The organism is Demequina globuliformis (genome assembly GCF_000975155.1).
Taxonomy (GTDB): Bacteria; Actinomycetota; Actinomycetes; order Actinomycetales; family Demequinaceae; genus Demequina; species Demequina globuliformis.
This window is the reverse complement of the sequence record NZ_BBRG01000002.1, coordinates 58,237-78,369: the sequence shown is the minus strand read 5'-3', so window position 1 is coordinate 78,369 and position 20,133 is coordinate 58,237. Positions and strand designations below refer to the sequence as shown.

Annotated in this window: 16 protein-coding genes; all 16 read right to left on the bottom strand. The window is 65.7% G+C overall.

Annotated features, from left to right (window positions below; translation table 11 throughout):
- Positions 1–34 precede the first annotated feature (34 nt).
- Positions 35–1,456, bottom strand: a complete 1,422-nt coding sequence (gene pyk / locus AOP75_RS08905) for a pyruvate kinase (protein ID WP_062078680.1) — start codon at positions 1,454–1,456, stop codon at positions 35–37.
- A gap of 20 nt (positions 1,457–1,476) precedes the next feature.
- Positions 1,477–2,943, bottom strand: coding sequence for a glutamate synthase subunit beta (locus tag AOP75_RS08900; RefSeq protein ID WP_062078678.1), 1,467 nt, complete (start codon positions 2,941–2,943; stop codon positions 1,477–1,479).
- Positions 2,936–7,471, bottom strand: a complete 4,536-nt coding sequence (gene gltB / locus AOP75_RS08895) for a glutamate synthase large subunit (RefSeq protein WP_062078676.1) — start codon at positions 7,469–7,471, stop codon at positions 2,936–2,938. Before gltB ends, AOP75_RS08900 begins: the two co-directional genes overlap by 8 nt.
- A gap of 119 nt (positions 7,472–7,590) precedes the next feature.
- On the bottom strand, positions 7,591–8,685 hold the full coding sequence (gene lgt, locus AOP75_RS08890) for a prolipoprotein diacylglyceryl transferase (RefSeq protein WP_062078674.1): 1,095 nt from the start codon (positions 8,683–8,685) through the stop codon (positions 7,591–7,593).
- Positions 8,682–9,470: a tryptophan synthase subunit alpha gene (gene trpA / locus AOP75_RS08885; protein ID WP_062078672.1), complete on the bottom strand. Its 789-nt coding sequence runs from the start codon at positions 9,468–9,470 to the stop codon at positions 8,682–8,684. Before trpA ends, lgt begins: the two co-directional genes overlap by 4 nt.
- Positions 9,467–10,675: a tryptophan synthase subunit beta gene (trpB, locus tag AOP75_RS08880; RefSeq protein ID WP_062078670.1), complete on the bottom strand. Its 1,209-nt coding sequence runs from the start codon at positions 10,673–10,675 to the stop codon at positions 9,467–9,469. The genes trpA and trpB overlap by 4 nt, the downstream gene beginning before the upstream one ends.
- Positions 10,672–11,481 carry an indole-3-glycerol phosphate synthase TrpC gene (gene trpC, locus AOP75_RS08875; protein ID WP_062078668.1) on the bottom strand — a complete coding sequence of 270 codons (810 nt, stop codon included), beginning with the start codon at positions 11,479–11,481 and terminating at the stop codon, positions 10,672–10,674. The genes trpB and trpC overlap by 4 nt, the downstream gene beginning before the upstream one ends.
- Before the next feature lie 59 nt (positions 11,482–11,540).
- Entirely contained in the window at positions 11,541–11,981 is a 441-nt protein-coding gene (locus tag AOP75_RS08870; protein WP_236683133.1) for a DUF2752 domain-containing protein, read from the bottom strand.
- Positions 11,982–11,987: 6 nt separating this feature from the next.
- The gene (locus tag AOP75_RS08865) at positions 11,988–12,380 is read right to left on the bottom strand and encodes a DUF4190 domain-containing protein (RefSeq protein WP_062078664.1); all 393 of its coding nucleotides are present in this window, start codon (positions 12,378–12,380) and stop codon (positions 11,988–11,990) included.
- Between the two features lie 40 nt (positions 12,381–12,420).
- Entirely contained in the window at positions 12,421–12,657 is a 237-nt protein-coding gene (locus AOP75_RS08860) for an HGxxPAAW family protein (protein ID WP_062078662.1), read from the bottom strand.
- Positions 12,658–12,689: 32 nt separating this feature from the next.
- Positions 12,690–14,240 (bottom strand): anthranilate synthase component I, encoded by a 1,551-nt coding sequence (locus AOP75_RS08855; protein WP_062078660.1) that lies wholly within the window; start codon positions 14,238–14,240, stop codon positions 12,690–12,692.
- Positions 14,237–14,596 carry a phosphoribosyl-AMP cyclohydrolase gene (hisI, locus tag AOP75_RS08850; RefSeq protein WP_062078658.1) on the bottom strand — a complete coding sequence of 120 codons (360 nt, stop codon included), beginning with the start codon at positions 14,594–14,596 and terminating at the stop codon, positions 14,237–14,239. The genes AOP75_RS08855 and hisI overlap by 4 nt, the downstream gene beginning before the upstream one ends.
- A gap of 93 nt (positions 14,597–14,689) precedes the next feature.
- Positions 14,690–16,474 (bottom strand): ABC transporter ATP-binding protein, encoded by a 1,785-nt coding sequence (locus AOP75_RS08845; protein WP_083966866.1) that lies wholly within the window; start codon positions 16,472–16,474, stop codon positions 14,690–14,692.
- Entirely contained in the window at positions 16,471–18,345 is a 1,875-nt protein-coding gene (locus AOP75_RS08840) for an ABC transporter ATP-binding protein (RefSeq protein ID WP_062078654.1), read from the bottom strand. The genes AOP75_RS08845 and AOP75_RS08840 overlap by 4 nt, the downstream gene beginning before the upstream one ends.
- Positions 18,342–19,112 (bottom strand): imidazole glycerol phosphate synthase subunit HisF, encoded by a 771-nt coding sequence (gene hisF, locus AOP75_RS08835; protein ID WP_062078652.1) that lies wholly within the window; start codon positions 19,110–19,112, stop codon positions 18,342–18,344. The genes AOP75_RS08840 and hisF overlap by 4 nt, the downstream gene beginning before the upstream one ends.
- Entirely contained in the window at positions 19,112–20,101 is a 990-nt protein-coding gene (locus AOP75_RS08830; RefSeq protein ID WP_062078650.1) for an FKBP-type peptidyl-prolyl cis-trans isomerase, read from the bottom strand. The genes hisF and AOP75_RS08830 overlap by 1 nt, the downstream gene beginning before the upstream one ends.
- Positions 20,102–20,133: the final 32 nt, after the last annotated feature.

Here is a 20,133-nt window from a genome sequence, read left to right as displayed (position 1 = left end):
CACCAGGCAAATGGAGCCATTCGGCTCAACGGTGTTAGCCGCGGACCTGTCCGACCTTGTGTACGAAGATCGAGTTGGTCGTACCAGGCACGCCAACGGGAGTACCAGAGACGACGACCACGTAGTCTCCGTCGACGGCCTTGCCGGTGTCCTTGAGGTAGCTGTCCACCAAGTTCACCATCTCGTCGGTGCTGTCCACCCGGTCAACCAGTTCAGCGTCCACGCCCCAGCTGAGCGCGAGGCGCTTTTGGGTCTTGGAGTCGGGGGTAAAGGCGAGCATCGGCACGTTGGGACGCAGGCGCGCCATCCGCAGTGCGGAGTCACCGGACTGGGTGAAGGTCACGATGTACTTGATGTCGAGGACGTCGGCGATCTCCGCCGCGGCGTGAGTCACGGCACCGCCGCGCGTCTTGGGGGTCGTCAGGAACGGCGCGATGCGGCTGTATCCCTTGTCCTCGGTGTTGCGCACAATCCGGGCCATGGTCTCGACCGTGACGATCGGGAAGTCACCGACCGACGTCTCGCCCGAGAGCATGACGGCGTCCGTGCCGTCGAGGATGGCGTTGGCACAGTCCGACGTCTCGGCACGCGTCGGCACGGGCGCGTGAGTCATGGACTCGAGCACCTGGGTGGCGACGATGACCGGCTTCGCATTCGCGCGGCACAGCTCGATCGCACGCTTTTGAACCAAGGGCACCTCTTCGAGAGGGAGCTCAACGCCCAGGTCGCCACGCGCCACCATGATGCCGTCGAACGCATCCACGATTTCCTCGAGGTTGTCGACAGCCTGGGGCTTTTCCACCTTGGCGACGACGGGGACGGTCACGCCCTCCTCGGCCATGATGCGAGCGACGTCCTCGTAGTCTGCGGCGGACCGCACGAAGGACAGCGCGATGAAGTCCGCGCCAATCTTGAGGCCCCAACGCAGGTCGTCCTGGTCCTTCTCCGACAGTGCAGGAACGGACACGGCAACGCCGGGAAGGTTGATGCCCTTGTTGTTGGAGACCGGACCGGGCACGACGACCTTGGTGATCACGTCAGTCTCGGTGACGTCCGTCACCTCGAGGCGCACCTTGCCGTCGTCGATCAGCAGGATGTCCCCCGCCGAGCAGTCTCCAGGCAGGCCCTTGAACGTGGTGCCGCAAATGTCCTTGGTGCCTTCCACGTCACGCGTGGTGATGGTGAACACGTCACCCACGGCGAGCTCGTGCGGACCGTCGGCGAACTTCTCGAGGCGAATCTTGGGACCCTGGAGGTCGACGAGCACGGCGACGTTGCGGCCGGCTTCCTTGGCTGCCTGGCGCACGTTGTTGTACACGGCCTCGTGCTCTGCGGTGCTGCCGTGGGAACGGTTGATGCGAGCGACGTCCATGCCCGCGTTCACCAGCTCCCGCATGCGCTCCAGCGGCGCCGTGGCCGGGCCAATCGTGCAGACAATCTTTGCTTTACGCGACATCTAAGCTTCCTCGTGTCTCTCTACGCACGGAGCGCTACCGTGCTGGCTGTGACGGGTGCCGGCAACTCGGTGCTACCGGTCAGGTAATGATCGATGGCCGCGGCGGCCGAACGGCCCTCCGCGATGGCCCACACGACGAGCGACGCACCGCGGCTAGCATCGCCAGCCACGAACACACCATCTACCGACGTATGGAAGTCGTCCGCGCGCTCGATCCGCCCGCGGTCCGTGACGGCGACGCCGCCCTGTGAACTCAACGCTTCCGTCTCGGGACCCGTGAACCCCATCGCGATCAGCACCAGGTCGGCGGGAATGTCCCGCTCGGTGCCGGCCTTGGGGGTACGGGACCCGTCCGCGTTGTACTGCGTTTCGGCGACCCGCAGTGCACGCACCTGGCCCGCCTCATCTCCGAGGAACTCAACTGTCGAGGCCAGGAAGTGGCGTTCGCCGCCCTCCTCGTGGCTCGACGACACTTCAAACACCCGCGGGTCCATGGGCCACGGCTCGTGATCGGGGCGCCCGTGAGGCAGCTCCTTGCCGATCGCGAGGGTGGTCACGGACGCGGCCTTCTGTCGCAGCGCGGTACCAATGCAGTCGGACCCTGTGTCGCCGCCACCGATGACGATCACGTGCTTGCCTTCTGCGGTGATCTGGTTGTCGACCGGGTCGCCTGCGGCAGCAAGGTTCCCCTGGTGCAGGTACGGCATGGCGTAGTGGATCCCGTCAAGGTCCCGACCGGGCAAAGGCAGGTCGCGGGGAATCGGTGATCCGGTGGCAATTAGCACGGCGTCATAGCGCGCACGCAACTCTTCCCAGGTGATGTCCTTGCCAATTTCCACCTCGGTGCGGAAGCGGGTCCCCTCGGCTTCCATCTGCTCGATCCGACGCTCAATGTGGATCTTCTCCAGCTTGAAGTCGGGCACGCCGTACCGGAGCAAACCGCCAATGCGGTCGTCGCGCTCATACACGCGCACCGTGTGACCGGCGCGGGTGAGCTGCTGGGCAGCCGCGAGGCCGGCGGGCCCCGACCCGACAACCGCAATGGTCTTGCCGGTCTGCCGCTGCGGAATGTGCGGGCGCACAGTGCCGTCCTTGAACGCGCGGTCGATGATCTCGGCCTCGATGTTCTTGATCGTCACGGCGGGCTGGTTGATGCCAAGCACACAAGAAGTCTCGCACGGAGCAGGACAGATGCGCCCGGTGAAATCCGGGAAATTGTTGGTGGCGTGAAGGCGCTCGATAGCGTCTTCCCACTGTCCCTGCCGCACCAAGTCATTCCACTCGGGAATGATGTTCCCCAGCGGGCAACCCTGGTGGCAGAACGGAATGCCACAGTCCATGCAACGGGTGGCCTGCCGACGCAGCGTGGGCTCATCCTTGGAAAGCTCGTCCTTGACGTCCTTCCAGTCAAGCAAACGCACCGGAACCGGGCGGCTCTTGGGAACCTCCCGCTCGCGGTACTTCAGAAAACCTTGGGGGTCAGCCACCGGTCACCTCCAGGAACTCGGCCCAGGCGCCGGGGGCGCGCAGGTCGCCGCCGTTCGCCTCGATTTCGGCGAGCGCGACCCGCACCCTGGCGTACTGCGCGGGCAGTACGCGCGTGAAGCGCTCCTTGTTGTCATCCCACTTTGTCAGCAAGTCCTTGCCGCGCGGGGAACCTGTCTCCTCCACGTGCCGCTCAATCAGCGTGCGGACTATGACCTCGTCCTCGGCATCGAGAGGGCTGAGCGTGAGCTCTCCCGAGGCCAACGCCTGTGCGTTGACTCGTTCGGACTTGAGGTCCAGCACATACGCGGTTCCGCCGGACATTCCAGCGCCCAGGTTACGTCCCGTGCGTCCCAAGATCACGGCAGTGCCGCCCGTCATGTACTCGAGAGCGTGGTCACCCACCCCGGCGACGACCGCGGTCGCCCCCGAGTTGCGTACCAGGAAGCGTTCGCCGACCTGCCCGCGCAGGAAGATCTCACCAGACGTCGCGCCGTAGCCAATCACGTTGCCCGCAATGACGTCCTTCGAGTCATCCAGCATGGCCTCGCGGACCGGGCGCACAATGATGCGGCCGCCAGACAGGCCCTTGCCCACATAGTCGTTCGCGTCGCCATCGAGGCGCAGGGTGATACCGCGCGGCACGAACGCGCCGAAGGACTGACCAGCGGAACCCCTGAACGAGATGTCGATGGTGTTGTCCGGCAGTCCCTCGCCGCGGTAGCGCTTCGTGACCTCGTGGCCGAGCATGGTGCCGACCGTGCGGTTCACGTTGCGGATGTCAAAGGACAGTCGCACGTGTTCGCCATTGTCGAGGGCTGAGGCTGATGCCGCGATGAGCTCGCGGTCGAGCGCCGCGTCGAGCGAGTGGTCCTGAGTGGTCGAGTTGCGCAGGGCGCGGCCAGGCTCGGGGCGGGCAAGCACGGGAGCGAGATCGAGGCCCTTCGCCTTCCAGTGGTCGATGGCCTTGCGCGTGTCCAGAGCCTCAACGCGACCAACGGCCTCGTCGAGGGTCCTGAAGCCCAGGTCGGCGAGCAGTTCGCGGACCTGCTCAGCGATAAACATGAAGAAGTTGACGACGTGGTCCGCCTGACCCGTGAAGCGCTCGCGCAGTTCTGGGTTCTGGGTGGCCACACCGACCGGGCAGGTGTTGAGGTGGCACACGCGCATCATGATGCAGCCCTCCACCACCAGCGGAGCGGTCGCGAAACCGAACTCCTCGGCACCAAGAAGAGCGGCAATGACGACATCGCGCCCGGTCTTCATCTGCCCGTCAACCTGCACCACAATGCGGTCGCGCAGGTCATTGATCACGAGCGTCTGCTGAGTGTCGGCCAGGCCAATCTCCCAGGGCGCGCCGGCATGCTTCAGCGAGTTCAGCGGACTTGCACCCGTGCCGCCGTCCTGACCCGAGATGAGCACCACGTCCGACTTGCACTTCGCCACACCAGCGGCGATGGTGCCGACGCCGATCTCCGACACGAGCTTGGTGTGGATGCGCGCCTGCGGGTTGGCGTTCTTGAGATCGTGGATGAGCTGCTTGAGGTCCTCGATCGAGTAGATGTCGTGGTGCGGCGGCGGGGAAATCAGGCCCACACCAGGCGTCGAGTGGCGCGTCTCCGCCACCCAGGGGTACACCTTGGAGCCGGGCAGCTGACCGCCCTCGCCGGGCTTTGCACCCTGGGCGAGCTTGATCTGGATGTCGTCCGCGTTCACGAGGTACTCGCTGGTGACGCCAAAGCGTCCGGAAGCGACCTGCTTGATGGCGCTACGACGTTCGGGGTCGTACAGACGGTCGACGGACTCACCGCCCTCGCCCGTGTTGGACTTCGCACCCAGGCGGTTCATGGCGATGGCCAGCGTCTCGTGCGCCTCTTCCGAGATGGAGCCGTAGGACATGGCACCCGTCGAGAATCGCTTGACGATCTGCGACGCAGGCTCGACCTCATCGATCGAGACCGGCTCGCGCTCGGAGGCAAACTCGAACAGTCCGCGCAAGGTCATTAGCCGCTTGGATTGGTCGTCGACGCGGTCCGTGTACTGGCGGAACACGTCGTACTTGCCCGTGCGGGTCGCGTGCTGAAGCTTGAACACCGTCTCGGGGTCGAACAGGTGCTCCTCGCCATCGCGCCGCCACTGATAGTCGCCGCCGGTGTTGAGGCGACGGTGTGCGGGCAACTCGCCTGACGGCGGGTACGCGTCGGCGTGGCGACGCGCCACCTCCTCGGCGATGACGTCGATCCCCGCGCCGTCAATCTGGCTCGGGGTACCGACGAAGTGTCGGTTGACGAAGTCCCGCGACAGCCCCACGGCCTCGAACACCTGTGCACCACGGTACGACTGAATAGTCGAGATGCCCATCTTCGACATGATCTTCAGCACGCCCTTGCCGAGCGCCTTGATGAGGTTCTTGGTCGCGGTGTGGGGTGCCAAGTCGCCCAGGTAGCCACGAGCGACGAGGTCCTCGACGGTCTCCATCGCGAGGTACGGGTTGACCGCTGCGCAGCCGTAGCCGACGAGCAGTGCAACGTGGTGGACCTCACGCACATCTCCGGCCTCCACTACCAGCGACGCACGCGTGCGAGTGTGGTTGCGGACCAAGTGGTGGTGAACTGCGGAGGTCAGCAGCAACGAAGGGATGGGCGCGAAGTCCTGATTACCGTCGCGGTCGGACAACACAATGAATGACACGCCTTCGCGGATGGCCTGATCCACCTCGTCGAAGATGTCGTCGAGTCGACGCTCCAGACCCTGCGCGCCGTCGCGGACCCGGTAGAGGCCACGAATTTTGCGGGCGGAGAAGACGCCATTAAGACGCGGGTCGGCATCGATGTGCAAAATCTTGGCGAGCTCGTCGTTATCGATCACCGGGAACTCAAGCATGATCTTGCGAGCGTGCTCGGCGGTGGACTCGAGCAGGTTCGGCTCGGGCCCAATGGCGCCGCCAACTGCGGTGACGATTTCCTCGCGGATCGAGTCCAGCGGCGGGTTGGTCACCTGCGCGAACATCTGCGTGAAGTAGTCGAACAGCAGGCGCGGGCGGTCGCTGAGCACGGCGATGGGGGTGTCGGAGCCCATGGCACCAATGGGCTCGACTCCCTGGTCGGCCATCGGAATCAGCAGCTTCTTGAGCTCCTCCTCCGTGTAGCCAAACGCGCGCTGGCGACGCTTGACGGACGCCTGGGAGTGGACGATGTGCTCGCGGTCGGGCACCTCGGCCAACCGGACGGCATTGGCCTTGACCCACTCCTCATAGGGGTGCTGGGCGGCGAGGCGCGACTTGATCTCCTCGTCCTCGATGATGCGGCCCGCTGCGGTGTCCACCAGGAACATGCGACCGGGCTGCAAGCGGCCCTTGCGGACCACCTTCGCGGGATCGATGTCGAGGAGACCCGCTTCGGAACCGGCGACGACCAGGCCATCATCCGTCACCCAGAATCGTCCAGGACGCAGACCGTTGCGGTCGAGCGTGGCACCGATCACCGTGCCGTCAGTGAAGTGCAGGGCCGCGGGGCCGTCCCACGGCTCCATGAGCGCGGAGTGGTACTCGTAGAAGGCGCGGCGTGCTGGGTCCATCTCGTCGTTGTTCTGCCAGGCCTCAGGCATCATCATCAGCACCGAGTGAGGCAACGAGCGTCCGCCCAGGTGCAGCAACTCCAGAACCTCGTCAAAGGAGGCCGTGTCGGAGGCAGACGGGGTGCAGACCGGCATGAGGTCGCCAAGGTCACCGAGGATCTCTGACTTGAGGGTGCCCTCGCGAGCACTCATCCAGTTGCGGTTGCCCTGCACTGTGTTGATTTCGCCGTTGTGCGCGATGCCGCGCAATGGCTGAGCGAGTGGCCACGACGGGAAGGTGTTCGTCGAAAAGCGCGAGTGAACCAGCGCTAACTCCGAGGCATACAGGTCGTGCGTAAGGTCGGGAAAGACCTGCTCGAGTTGGTAGGTGGTGAGCATGCCCTTGTACGTGAGCGTACGGCTGGACAGCGAGGCGAAGAACGGCCCCCCGGCCTTCTCTGCACGCTTGCGCACCCGGTAAACGCGGCGGTCGAGTTCAATACCGGCGAGGTCATCCGCGCTGACGAACACCTGACGGAAGATGGGCATTGCGGCGCGTGCAGACGGGCCCAAGGGGTCGCCGACGGCGGGGACGTCGCGCCATCCCAGGACGGTCACACCTTCAGACTGGGCGGCGGCCTCAAATGCCGCCACTTCAGCGCTGTCTTCGCCGGGCGTCAGGAACGCGGTGCCGACGGCATAGGTGCCCGCGGCGGGAAGGTCAAAGTCGACGACGGCACGCAGGAACGCATCGGGAACCTGCGTGAGGATTCCGGCGCCGTCGCCAGTCTCCGTCTCAGCGCCCACCGCACCTCGGTGCTCCAGGTTCTTCAGAGCCGTCAGGCCAGCGTCGACGATGTCGCGTCCCGCGGTTCCACGTAGGGTCGCGACAAAAGCGACACCACACGCATCGTGCTCGTACGCGGGGTCGTACAGCCCATAACCGGGCTGTGGGGCGCCAGTGAGCGCAGCCATCACACCGTCCTTGCTTTTCCGAGGCTTACGCCAGGAACTCGTTGGTTGCGGGGCGCCGTTGACCCGGTGAACACACGGGAGCCAAGCCTACCGCGAACCAGGGCTTGGTAAAGAATCGGCTAGGTGTTTTCCCGCCGGTCGTTGTCCGACGTCTCGGCCGCCTGGTGGGCGCCGTCTGCATCGGAGGACGGAGATGGAGAAGATTCCTCCTCGCCGTCAGCGGTCTCCAGTTTCTCACGCAACGCCGCGTCTTCGAAATCCTGCGCGATTGCGTCGTCGACCGTGTCAGGTGCCTCGCCCGCCGCGGACTCGTCACGCACGCCCTTGTCGGCGTCGACGACGGCGCCGCCGCGGCGCGAGCCAGGCAGTGACAGGGCGAGCTGCTCGCGTGGAATCCTGGCGAGGGCAGTGCCCCGCTGGCGTCGTCCCAGCACCCAGAAGAACGCGACGGCGAGGATTAGGACCGCGATCGAGACCCACACGTTCACACGTACACCAGCGATGTGCACGGCGGTGTCGATGCGCACCGTCTCAATCCACAGGCGACCAGAGACGTACACGATGACGTAGAGCCAAAAGACCCGTCCGCCACGCAAGTTGTACTTGCGGTCGAGCCAGATAATCAGGAAGGCACCCGCGACGTTCCACAGAAGCTCGTACAGGAACGTGGGGTGGAATGTCGCGAACTGCTCGTAGCCGTCGGGCCTGAAGGCAGGGTCAATCTCGAGTCCCCACGGGAGGTCCGTGGGACCGCCGAACAACTCTTGGTTGAAGTAGTTGCCCAGCCGTCCGATCGCCTGCGCCAACAAAACAGCGGGTGCAGCGGCGTCGGCGAAGGCCGTGAACGGCACCTTGGCGCGGCGCGCGCCAATGAAAGCGCCGAGCGCTCCCAGGGCGACCGCACCCCAGATGCCGAGACCGCCCTCCCAAATCTTGAACGCATCCCAGGGGTTGCCGTCGGGTCCGAAGTACGGGCCGGGCGTCGAGATCACGTGGTACAAACGCCCACCGATGATGCCGAACGGAATCGCCCAGATCACGATGTCCGCGACGGCGTCAGGGTCTCCGCCACGCTCGACCCACCGCTTGGTGGTCAACCAAATCGCGACAAAGATTCCGGCAAGGATGCACAGCGCGTAGGTATGGATGGTGAGCGGGCCAAGGCTAAAGCTCGACCACTCCGGTGGCGGGCTTGGGATCGATGCGGGAATCACGCGTCACCTCGCACACCGGCGGCGAGTTCGGCCACCTTGGCCTTCAAGGCCGCGAGGTCTCCCCCGTCGCCCAGAGCTTTCACGAATGCGGAGCCCACGATGACGCCGTCAGCATATGTCGCGACTTGCGCCGCCTGCGCGCCGGTGGAGACGCCCAGACCCACGCACACGCGTGCCGCTCCGGCGTCTCGTGCAGCCGCGACGACCTGCGCGGCAGCGTCGCCGACAGAGGCGCGCTCCCCCGTCACACCCATGAGCGACGTGGCATAGACAAAACCGCGCGAGGCCCCGACCGTGAGGTGCATGCGTTCCCGGGTGGTCGATGGCGCTGCCAGGAAGATCGTGTCGACCTCGTGCGCGCGTGCGGCGTCAATCCACTCCTGTCCGGTGTCAGGCGTCAGGTCTGGCGTGATCACGCCGACTCCCCCGGCCGCGCGTAGATCTGCGGCGAAGCGGTCATAGCCACGGCTGAGCATGAGGTTGCAGTACGACATGACGAGCGCCTGCGCGCCGGCGTCGGCCGCGGCCCTCACGGCCCGGAACGTGTCGTCGACGCGCACGCCGCGTTCGAGAGCCGTCGCTGCCGCGTGCTGAATCACGGGGCCGTCCATCATGGGGTCCGAGTACGGCGGACCGACCTCGACGATGTCAACGCCCGCTTCCACCATCGCGACGACGGCCGCAATCGAGGTGTCCACGTCCGGGTATCCCACGGGCAGGTATCCGATGAGTGCTGCGCGGCCCTGCGCACGAATCTCGTCGATCCGGTCTTCGAGCGCGCTCACGCGTCACCTCCCGGAAGCATGTCGAACCACTCGGCCGCCTGCTGGACGTCCTTGTCGCCGCGGCCAGACAACGTCACGAGCAGCGTCGCATCCGGGCCCAGTTCCTTGCCGAGCGTGATGGCTCCAGCCAGCGCGTGCGAGGACTCAATCGCAGGCAAGATGCCCTCGGTCCTGCACAACAGCCGGAACGCGTCCATCGCTTCTGCGTCAGTCACGGGCCAATACTCTGCGCGGCCGATCGAATGGAGCCAGGTGTGCTCGGGACCGACGCCCGGGTAGTCAAGCCCCGCGGAGATGGAGTGCGAGGGCTGGGTTTGCCCTTCCTCGTCCTGAAGGATGTAAGAGCGGGAGCCGTGAAGAATGCCGGGCCGGCCACCGGTGAGTGTCGCTGCGTGACGTCCGGTATCGACGCCGTCGCCGGCGGCCTCGCAACCGATGAGCCGGACGGAGTCGTCGTCCAAGAAAGCATCGAATGACCCGATCGCGTTGGACCCGCCCCCCACACACGCTAAGACCGCGTCCGGAAGACCGCCACGCTCGAGCATCTGCTCGCGAGCCTCAACCGAGATGACTCGCTGGAAGTCACGCACCATGGCGGGGAACGGGTGGGGTCCCGCCGCTGTGCCAAACACGTAGTTGGTGGTGTCGACATTCGCGACCCAGTCGCGGAACGCCTCGTTGATGGCGTCACGGAGCGTGCGGGTGCCGGTAGCCACCGGGATGACCTCGGCCCCAAGCAAGCGCATGCGCGCCACATTGAGCGCCTGGCGTTCGGTGTCTTCCTCGCCCATGTAGATCACGCATTCGAGATCCATGAGCGCAGCCGCCGTGGCCGTGGCAACGCCGTGTTGTCCGGCACCGGTCTCAGCGATCACACGCTGCTTACCCAGGCGCTTGGTCAGAAGCGCCTGACCCAGGACGTTGTTGATCTTGTGGGAGCCCGAGTGGTTGAGATCTTCGCGTTTGAGCCACACCCGTGCCCCGCCCGCATGACGCGCAAAGCGCGGCACCTCCGTGACGATGGACGGGCGGCCCGTGTACTCGAGCGCCAGTCGGGTCAGTTCATCGGTATAGACCGGATCGATCCGGGCCTTCTCGTACGCGTCCGTGAGCTCATCGAGCGCCGCCATGAGCGCCTCGGGGACGAACCGTCCGCCAAATTCTCCGAAGAAGGGACCGGGGGCTTGCTGCAGCGAGCCCGTCACGGGCGCACCGCCCGCAGGGCGGGGTGCGCTCCCGCCGCGACCATCTCCGCGACCGCGTGGCGCGGGTCCTTGTGCTTGACGAGAGCCTCGCCCACCAACACCGCGTCTGCGCCCATGCGGGCGTACTCGACCACGTCGTGGCTGTCGCGGATGCCGGACTCGGCTACGCGCACAATCCCGTCAGGGATGATCGGCGCGACGCGTTGGAAGGTGTGACGATCAACCTCGAGCGTTTTCAGGTTGCGCGCATTGACGCCGATCACTCGCGCACCGGCGTCCGCCGCGCGCTTGACCTCTTCCTCGTCGTGCACCTCGACCAGCGCGCACATCCCTAGGGAGTGCACGCGCTCGATGAGACCCTCAAGGGCCATCTGGTCGAGCGCAGCGACAATGAGCAACACGACGTCGGCGCCGTGGGCACGCGCCTCCCACACCTGGTAGGGCGTGACGATGAAGTCCTTGCGCAGGATCGGGATCTCGACCTTTGACCGCACGGCGTCGAGGTCCTCGAGCGAACCGCCAAAACGACGCTGCTCGGTGAGGACGGAGATGACGGAGGCGCCACCGGCCTCGTACTCCGTCGCTAGCAGGGCTGGGTCGGTGATGTCTGCGAGGTCGCCCTTCGAGGGGCTCGACCGCTTGACCTCGGCGATCACGGCGACCTCGTCACGTGCCAGCATCTGGCGCGCGTCAATAGCGCCAGGCAGGCGCGACGCGCGCTCCTTCAGCTGATCCATGGGAGTAGCGGCCTCGCGCACGGCAAGGTCCTCGCGTACTCCAGCGATGATGCTTTCCAGGACACTCATGCGACCGCCTCTCCCATGGCCACCATGGTAGCGCCGTGACAGGGTTGTCCTAACCGCCGCTACGGGGCGAGCAAGGGCTCAAGCACGGGGATGTTGCGTGCGACCCAGAACACCGCGAGGCCAAGAGGTAGCCCGATAGCGAGCCACATAGGAATGCGTGGGAAGGGACGGCCTGTCCAGGCGCTACGCCACCACAGGGCGAGAGCGACCACGCCCAGAGGCAGGATCACGAGCACGACCACAGGGTTCAGGGCGAGCGCGGCGGCAACATCGCCGTGGACGAGCTCGTGTGTGGCGCGCAGGCCGCCGCAACCCGGGCACCAGAATCCCGACAGGGCAAGCCACATGCAACCAGGGAAATGGCCTTCGCTGTACGGGTCACCCAGTCCCGTGTACAGCGTGGCAGACAGCACAACGGCCGATGCCGCGGCGGGCGCCCACAGGCGCCTCACCGGGGAGGCGGGAGCCTTCCCGGCCGCAGCATCGGCCGTTGTTGTCACGATTGCTTAGTAGGTCTCGAAGTTCCAGACCGCGGCACCGGACGCGAAGAGGATGACGTTGATGATGAGGCCGATCACGAACAGTGCGATGCCGATCCAACCAAGGATCACACCGATCTTTCCGAGCTGGCCGTTCGTGGCGAGGCCCTGGGCCTCCGCTTCCTGCGACTTCTTACCGACAATCAGCGCAGGAATAGCCGTGAAGATACCGCAGCACACGATGCCCAAGATGCCGAGCACGAGCGCCCAGGTACCCAGGCTGTTCTTCTCTTCACTATTGCCGCCGAACCCTCCGGGAGGAGGCGGGGTTGCGCCGTAGGGAGGCTGGCCGCCGTAGGGAGGCTGGCCACCGGCTGGCGGCTGCTGCGGCGGCTGCGGTGGAGGGGGAAGGTCTGACATAGCGAATCTCCTTTGATGGAAGGTAAAGCCCTACGTGAGGTCAGGCTAGTGGCTGACCGTGCCCCAGCGCACGGAGAACTCCGCCGACGATCAGCGCCACGGCGCACACACCCGCGCCAACCCACACGAGGGGCCACACGGGGAAGACAAAGCCGAAGGCGGCGATCAAGGCTCCGATGACGAGGCCGATGTTGGTGACCCATGCCGCAGTAGTCCGACCATGGTTGACCGGTGCCACCTCAGGGAGATCCTCCGGGGCGATCTCGATGCTGGACATTTATGCTCCTTGCTTGTTTGGGCGTGGCAAGTCTAGCCAGACGCCACTGACTTCATACGGGACGCCGTGCGGATGGCGCGCACCATCGCCGCGGCTTTGTCCTTGGTTTCTTGATCCTCGGTCGCGGGCACCGAGTCGGCCACGACCCCGGCGCCGGCCTGCACGTGCGCCACCCCATCCTCGATCAACGCAGTGCGAATGGTGATGGCCATATCCATGTTCCCTGCGAAGTCGAAGTAGCCGACGGCGCCACCGTAGTAGGCGCGGCGCGTGGGTTCGATCTCGTCTATCAAGGCGATTGCACGGGCTTTGGGTGCTCCCGACAGCGTGCCGGCTGGGAAGGTGGCTGACAACACATCGACGGGCCCGTACTGAGACTCGAGCTCTCCCACCACTGTCGAGCAGATGTGCATGATGTGGCTGTAGCGGTTGACCTTCATGAACTCGAGCACCTCAACGGACGTGGGAGCGCACACCTTCACCAGGTCATTGCGGGCCAAGTCGACGAGCATGACGTGCTCTGCGATCTCCTTGGGGTCGGCGAGCAGCTCCTCCTCGAGACGCCGGTCCTCCACCAGGGTCGCGCCGCGTGGCCGTGACCCCGCGATGGGGTACGTCGAGACACGCCCGTCCTTCACCGCAGCCAGCGACTCTGGGCTGGCGCCCACGACCGCAAAGTCGCGGCCCTCGTCATCATGCAGCTGGAAGTAATACATGTAGGGGGACGGATTCAGGGTGCGCAGAACGCGGTAGACGTCCAGGGGGCTGGCGGTGCAGTCGACGTCAAAGCGCTGCGACGGCACCATCTGGAAGACCTCGCCGTCGCGGATGGCCTCCTTCGCGAACCGCACCGCCGCCTCGTACTCGCCTGGCGCGCTGCGCTGGCGCACGGCTGGTTCGGCGGCGTCGGGATCCAGCACCGTCACGTCGCCCGGTTGCGCCTGCGTAAGCGCCCGCTCCATCCGGTCCAAGCGCTCCAGAGCATCGGCGTGGGCGGCCTCAATACCCGTCGCCTGCGCGTCAGCATTGATGGCGTTGGCCATGAGCCACACGGAACCATCCTGGTGATCGATTGCGGCAATGTCGGTCGCCAGCAACAACATCACATCCGGCACGTCAATCTCGCGTGGTGCCTTCGCCGGCAGCGTCGGCTCCCACTGACGGATGATGTCCCACCCGAGCACGCCGACCATGCCGCCAGTGAGGGGCGGCAGGCCCGGGATAGGCTCGGAATGCAGTTCACGTAGAACGTCACGGATCGCGTCGAGCGGGGCGCCATCGGCAAGACCAACGGGCACGTCCCCCGACCAGGTCGCGTCGTCACCGCGCACCGACAACGTGGCGCGCGAATGAACGCCAACGAAGGAAAACCGCCCTCGCGTGCCGTCCGGCTCGGCAGACTCGAGAATGAAGGTCCCTGGGCGCTCCTGTGCCAGCGCGCGGTACACGGCGATAGGTGTCAGCCCATCCGCCAGGACACGACGCACCACCGGCACCACACGTCGCGAGCGTCCGAGGTCAACGAAGGTCTCCAGCGACGGCCACGTCTGTCCCCATGCCAACGCGCCCGGCGTGCCGCTCACGCGTCCCCTCCCCCGGTGACAGGCAGATCGCCGCCGGCCTCAAAGCAGCTCGTGGTTCCGGTGTGGCACGCCGGTCCGGTCTGCGACACGGTGAGCAGGAGCGCGTCGCCGTCACAGTCGATGGCGACCGCGTGCACGTGTTGCACGTTGCCCGACGTGTCGCCCTTGCGCCACAGTTCCTGACGCGAGCGGCTCCAATACACAGCGCGGCCGGTCGTGAGGGTGAGATGGAGCGCCTCGTCGTTCATCCACGCGACCATCAATACGTCGCGGGTGTCACGCTCTTGCACAACTGCGCACACAAGGCCGTCCTCGGTGCGCTTGAGGCGGTCGCTGATGCTCGGGTCCACAGGCATGGCGCCTATCTTTCCACGGTCCGCCGGACAGCCAGCGCACCGCCCCGCTCCGCGCCGTCTCAGGCGCGGACCGAGGCAGGTGCGTTCGGTTGCCTAGCGGGTCTGAGACACCCAGGCCGCGTGCAGCGACGAGTACACGCCGCCGGCCTTCACGAGGTCGCGGTGCGGGCCTACCTCGATGAGCTCGCCGTGCTCCATCACCGCCACGATGTCCGCACGCTCCGCGGTGGACAAGCGGTGGGCGATGACCACTGCGGTGCGGCCCTGCATCAAGCCTTCCAGCGCGCGCGAGATGCGCACCTCGGTCGCGGGGTCAACCGCACTCGTGGCCTCATCCAGGATCAACAGGTCGGGATCGCGAAGATACGCGCGCGCAATCGATACCAGCTGACGTTCACCTGCGCTGAGCAGTTCTCCGCGCGGCCCCACCGGCGTGTCCAGGCCCTGGCCAAGGGTGCCGATCCACCCTTCGAGGCCCAGCGACTCAAACGCAGCCAACGAGCGGTGTTCAAGGTCCTCGCGGCTGGCGTCAGGCAAGGCATACGCCAGGTTCGTCAGGATCGAACCGTCGAAGAGGAAGCCCTCCTGCGGCACCACGGCGATCGAGCGGCGCAGCGAGTCATGTGGCACGGACTTAAGGTCGACGCCACCGACCCTTACGGTGCCCTCGGTCGGGTCAAAGAACCGCGACATCAGTCGGGCAAGCGACGTTTTGCCGGAACCAGTGGTGCCGACGAGCGCAATGCGCTTACCCGCCGGTACGTCCAGGTCGATTCCCTTCAAGACCTCGGGACCGCCTGGGTACGTCAACCGGACCCCGTCGATGTCCAGGTCACCGCGACCATGTGGGATGGGAGTGCCGGACTCGCCCGGATCGTCGACGGTGACTTCCTGGTCGACCAGTTCGAGCACGCGGCGCCAGCCGACGATGGCACGCTGCATCTCCGCGAGCATTTCGATGATCCACATCAGGGGGCCGGAGAACTGGTACACCAGGAAGGCCATCGCCACCACGGTGCCGACAGTCATGGTGCCGTTGACCGCCATGATGGTGCCGCCGACGAGGGCGAGACCTGTCGCGAGCGACTGACCTACGACGGTCGAGGAGAAGTTCACGGAGGCGAGCAAGGACGCGCGGCGCTCGGCCTTGAGAATGTCGTCGTTTTCCTGATTGAGCTCGTCGCGCATGCGCTGCTGAACGCCGTACGCGCGGATGGTCGACACTCCGACAATCTGCTCAGAAGTACGGCCCAAGAGGTCAGCCATTTGCTCGCGCACGTGGCGGAAAGCCTCCTGCACGCGCGGCTGGATCCACAGGAGCGACCCCACCATGGGCAAGAACGCCACCAGGACGATGAGCGATAGCTGCCACGAATAGGCCACCATCACGGCGTACACGACGGCAGACTCGAGCGCGGCGATGATCATCGCCGCGCCCGTCCACTGCATCAGGTCGCGCATGGTCTCGACGTCGCCTGTCACGCGAGAGACATAGCGGCCGCGCTGTTCTTCGTTCTGGGTCAGCACCGACAGCTCGTGGACCTTGTCGAAGGCGCGGATGCGCAGCGTCGCGAGACCCTTCTCCGACGCTGACACCATGCGCACGCGCACGCGCCATGCCAGCAGCGCCGTGGCGATCAGCACCACAGCGCCCGCAATCGAATACTGCACGACGAGCTCGACGTTGACGCCCGAGTCGGCGAGGAGGCCGTCGTCCGTGACGCGCTGCGTCAGGAACGGCACCGCGGCACGTCCGGAGGCAGCCAACGCAGCCAATACCAGCGTGAACCACAGACCCTTGCGAATCTCCGGGCTTACTTGCAGGCCGCGCCGGAGCATTCCGCCAAAGGTCGACACGTCGGGAGCTGATCGACTCATCCGATGTACCCCGCTTCCTGCTCTGCCTGGCGCTGCGAGTCTTCCTCGTACGCCAGGACTAACTCTCGATAGCCGGCGTCGCGCGCCACCAACTCACTGTGCGTGCCCGCGTCCACCACCGAACCCGACTCGACGTGGACCACGTGGTCTGCCAACTGAATGGACGCCAACCGGTACGCGATGATGAGCACGGTGGGACCTTGCCCGTCGGCGCTAAGCCCGTGAAGGATCTCTTGCTCGACCCGAGGGTCGACGGCGCTCGTGGCGTCGTCAAGGACAAGGACACGTGGCTTGCGCACCAACGCCCTCGCGAGCGCAATGCGCTGGCGCTGACCACCCGAGAGGTTCATCCCCCGCTCAGCGAGTGTCGCGTCAAGACCGGAGTTCCCATCGCGGGCCAACTTCTCCACGACGTCAACGACGTTCGCGCTGCGAAGCGCGTCCCACACCTGATCGTCGGTGAAGTCACCACCCAAGGTGATGTTCTCTCGCACCGTTCCCGCGAACACGAAGGCCGTCTGCGGCACGAGCGCCACGTGGTCCCCCAAGCCAGCGATGATCTCCAAGTCGTGGTCGTCGAGCGTGACAGCACCAGCGGTGGGCCGGGCCAGTCGCGAGGCGGCAAGAGCGACCGTGGACTTGCCCGATCCGGTCGCGCCAACGAGCGCCGTCACCGTGCCAGGGGTGAGTTCAAGGGACACATCGCGCAGAATCGTCGCGAGGTTACCGTCGCCGTCATCGGCACCAATGTCCGCGTTGTCGAAGGTCATCGCTCCGGCGCCATTGCGCGCCACGCTGGTGTGGCCAGGCTCGTCGACCTCCGTGGCCGCCTGCGCGATTTCTCCCACACGGCGGAACGCCACGAGTGCCTGTGGCATCTGGCCCAACACCCAACCCAGGCCGCGAATCGGCACCGCCATCAGCGTCACCAGATAGATGGCAGAGACGACGTCACCGACGGAGACAAACCCCGCCTCGGCACGGATCGCGCCCACCACCATCAGAGCGACTGATCCCAACGGCACAACGACGTCCATCATGGGCTCAAACCAGGCACTCGTGCGCCCCACGCGGATGTCGGCGTCGCGTAGGCCAAGGACGGACTCGCGGAAGCGGTCTCCTTCGCGCTTCTCGGCTCCGAGAGCCTTAACGACGGTGCCGCCCTCGAAACTCTCATGCGCGATGGTCGACACCTCTGCGCGGCGCGACTGTCCTAGGTCCCAGCGCGGAGTGATGATCTTCTCGTACGCAAGGTTGATCGCGAAGATCACAGGGACCACTGCCAGGCCCGTCACGGCGAGCCAGGGGTCCATCCGCCACATTGACCACCCGGCCGCGAACATCATCACGAATGAACCGACGGTGAAGGCGAACGGATGCAAGGTGTTGGTCGCGGACTCTGAATCCGAGGACATGGCCGACAACAGGCGGCCAGACGGATTCGACCGGTGCCATCCCAACGGAAGGCTTGCGAGCGCGTCCGCAACGACACGCCGGTGCCTCGCTGCCACACCCGCAACAGCAATTCCTTGCACTCCGCGACGCAGGCCGACCAGAACGGCGTTCACCACGCCGATCGCGAGGAATACGCCGCCGGCGATCCAGATCGCCTCGACGGGGTCCTGGGTGATCTCTCCCCAGGGCCCGCCAATGGCGTCGCCGTCGACGGCCGGAATCACCACATCGTCCGTGATGTCACCGAGCAAGGTGCCGAACAGGACGGTCAGCAACGAAAACAGTGCAGCGAACAGGATCGCCAGGGAGAACCGCAGGCGCTCGGTGCGCACGGCGTGGCGCAGGAGCTGAAATGCTCTGCGGTTAAAAGATCCCGAGAGGCGGTAGTCGGCGGCAGCGTTGGAGGGCTTGCTCACCTCACCTCGATTCCATTGGCGCGCATGTGGTCCTTTACCTCACCAATTGTCAACTTTCCGAAGTGGAAGACGCTCGCGGCCAGGACCGCATCCGCGCCGGCGCGGGCGGCTTCCACGAAGTGCTCTGCCGTGCCGGCTCCCCCGGAGGCGATCAGCGGCACGGACGTCACTGCGCGCACGTCACGCAGCATCTCTAGGTCGAATCCGTCGGTCGTGCCGTCGGCGTCCATTGAGTTGAGCAGAATCTCGCCGGCGCCGAGCTGCGCGCCTCGGCGTGCCCACTCCACAGCATCGATGCCAGTGCCCTGACGACCGCCGTGCGTCGTCACCTCGTAGCCGGAGGGCGTCACCGTGTCGCCTGTGCAGCGCCGCGCATCGACCGACAGCACAAGCACCTGTGCTCCGAACCGGTCCGCGATCTCACTGATGAGCTCCGGCCGCGCGATGGCGGCGGTGTTAACACCGACCTTGTCGGCTCCAGCCCTCAGCAAAGTGTCGACGTCCTCGGGCGAGCGCACGCCGCCTCCCACCGTGAGCGGCACAAAGACTTGCTCGGCCGTGCGGCTGACGACCTCGCGCGTGGTGGCGCGGCCTGCCGTCGACGCCGTGACGTCGAGGAAGGTGACCTCATCGGCTCCGGCAGCCCCGTACGCCGCCGCCAACTCGACCGGGTCGCCGGCGTCGCGCAGATCCACGAAATTCACGCCCTTGACGACGCGGCCCGCATCAACGTCAAGGCAGGGAATCACCCTGACTGCTACACCCACTATTCCTCCGCATTCCAGACATCAAGGACATCGACGACCACGACCATCGTGCCACGTAGTGGGTAGCCAACGGAGCCCGGCACCAGCATTTCCACACGCGAACCTTCAGTGTGGTCGATGAGGCCTTGTGTCAGCCCCATCACCGCGCTACCAGCGGCCATGTCGAGCAAGTAGGGCGCGCGTTCCAACGGCCAGGTGGAATCGAACACATCCCCGGCCGACCAGGTCTCGACCTCACCCGTCGACGAGTCCTCCAACTCGCCGTCGGTGTAATAAAACATCGAGTAATTGATGAGCACACGCGAGTCGGGCCGGATCTGCGGGCCCGAGCCGCGCACCAGTGTCGCGACCTGGAGGTCGGCGACAGGCTCGGGGTCCTCAGGAATCACCACGCGCGGCTCCCCTGAGTCACCGGCAGACACCATGGGCATCGACGCCGGAGGTTCCTGCTGCTCCCCTGTCGCGTGCTCGGAGCGTACATCGATCACGAGGGCGACAGGCGGTGCGATCTCGGCTTCTCCATTGTCGTCACGCGCACCATCGCCGACCTCAATTCCGGTAGCGCTGTCGATCGCCTCGGACGGCGCCAGCGCCATCACTCGCGCGCCCACGTGGACATCTATGAGGACGTCGTAGAGCTCCTGGCCGACCGAATCCGGCGTCAACAGATACGGCTCAGGGGATCCGTCGAAGGTGTTGATGACAACGTCCCCGGTGTCGAGCGACTCGCCATACACATCGAGCAAAAGCGGCTGGCCCGAGACGAGCTGATCGCCTTCGCCATCCCACAGCAAGGAGACATCAGACTCGACAAAATCGAGCGACGAGTCGTAGGTGAGCGAGGGCGCCTGCGTGTCACTCTGGCCCACCGAGATCGACTCGACGGTGCCGACCTGGGACGGCGACACATCGGTGTCCGGCGCGGGCCCCGTGCACGCTGACAGTGTCACGGCGGCAACAGCGAGTGTCGCAAGATGAAGCCGGCGCATGCCTGGTCCTTTCGACAAGAGTGCTGGGGACC

Bases quoted from the DNA above. Each gene is read 5' to 3' on its own strand.
- pyk (WP_062078680.1), bottom strand. From the start codon at position 1,456: ATGTCGCGTAAAGCAAAGATTGTCTGCACGATTGGCCCGGCCACGGCG.
- gltB (WP_062078676.1), bottom strand. From the start codon at position 7,471: ATGGCTGCGCTCACTGGCGCCCCACAGCCCGGTTATGGGCTGTACGAC.
- trpC (WP_062078668.1), bottom strand. From the start codon at position 11,481: ATGAGTGTCCTGGAAAGCATCATCGCTGGAGTACGCGAGGACCTTGCC.
- AOP75_RS08865 (WP_062078664.1), bottom strand. From the start codon at position 12,380: ATGTCAGACCTTCCCCCTCCACCGCAGCCGCCGCAGCAGCCGCCAGCC.
- AOP75_RS08860 (WP_062078662.1), bottom strand. From the start codon at position 12,657: ATGTCCAGCATCGAGATCGCCCCGGAGGATCTCCCTGAGGTGGCACCG.
- hisI (WP_062078658.1), bottom strand. From the start codon at position 14,596: ATGCCTGTGGACCCGAGCATCAGCGACCGCCTCAAGCGCACCGAGGAC.
- AOP75_RS08845 (WP_083966866.1), bottom strand. From the start codon at position 16,474: ATGAGTCGATCAGCTCCCGACGTGTCGACCTTTGGCGGAATGCTCCGG.
- AOP75_RS08830 (WP_062078650.1), bottom strand. From the start codon at position 20,101: ATGCGCCGGCTTCATCTTGCGACACTCGCTGTTGCCGCCGTGACACTG.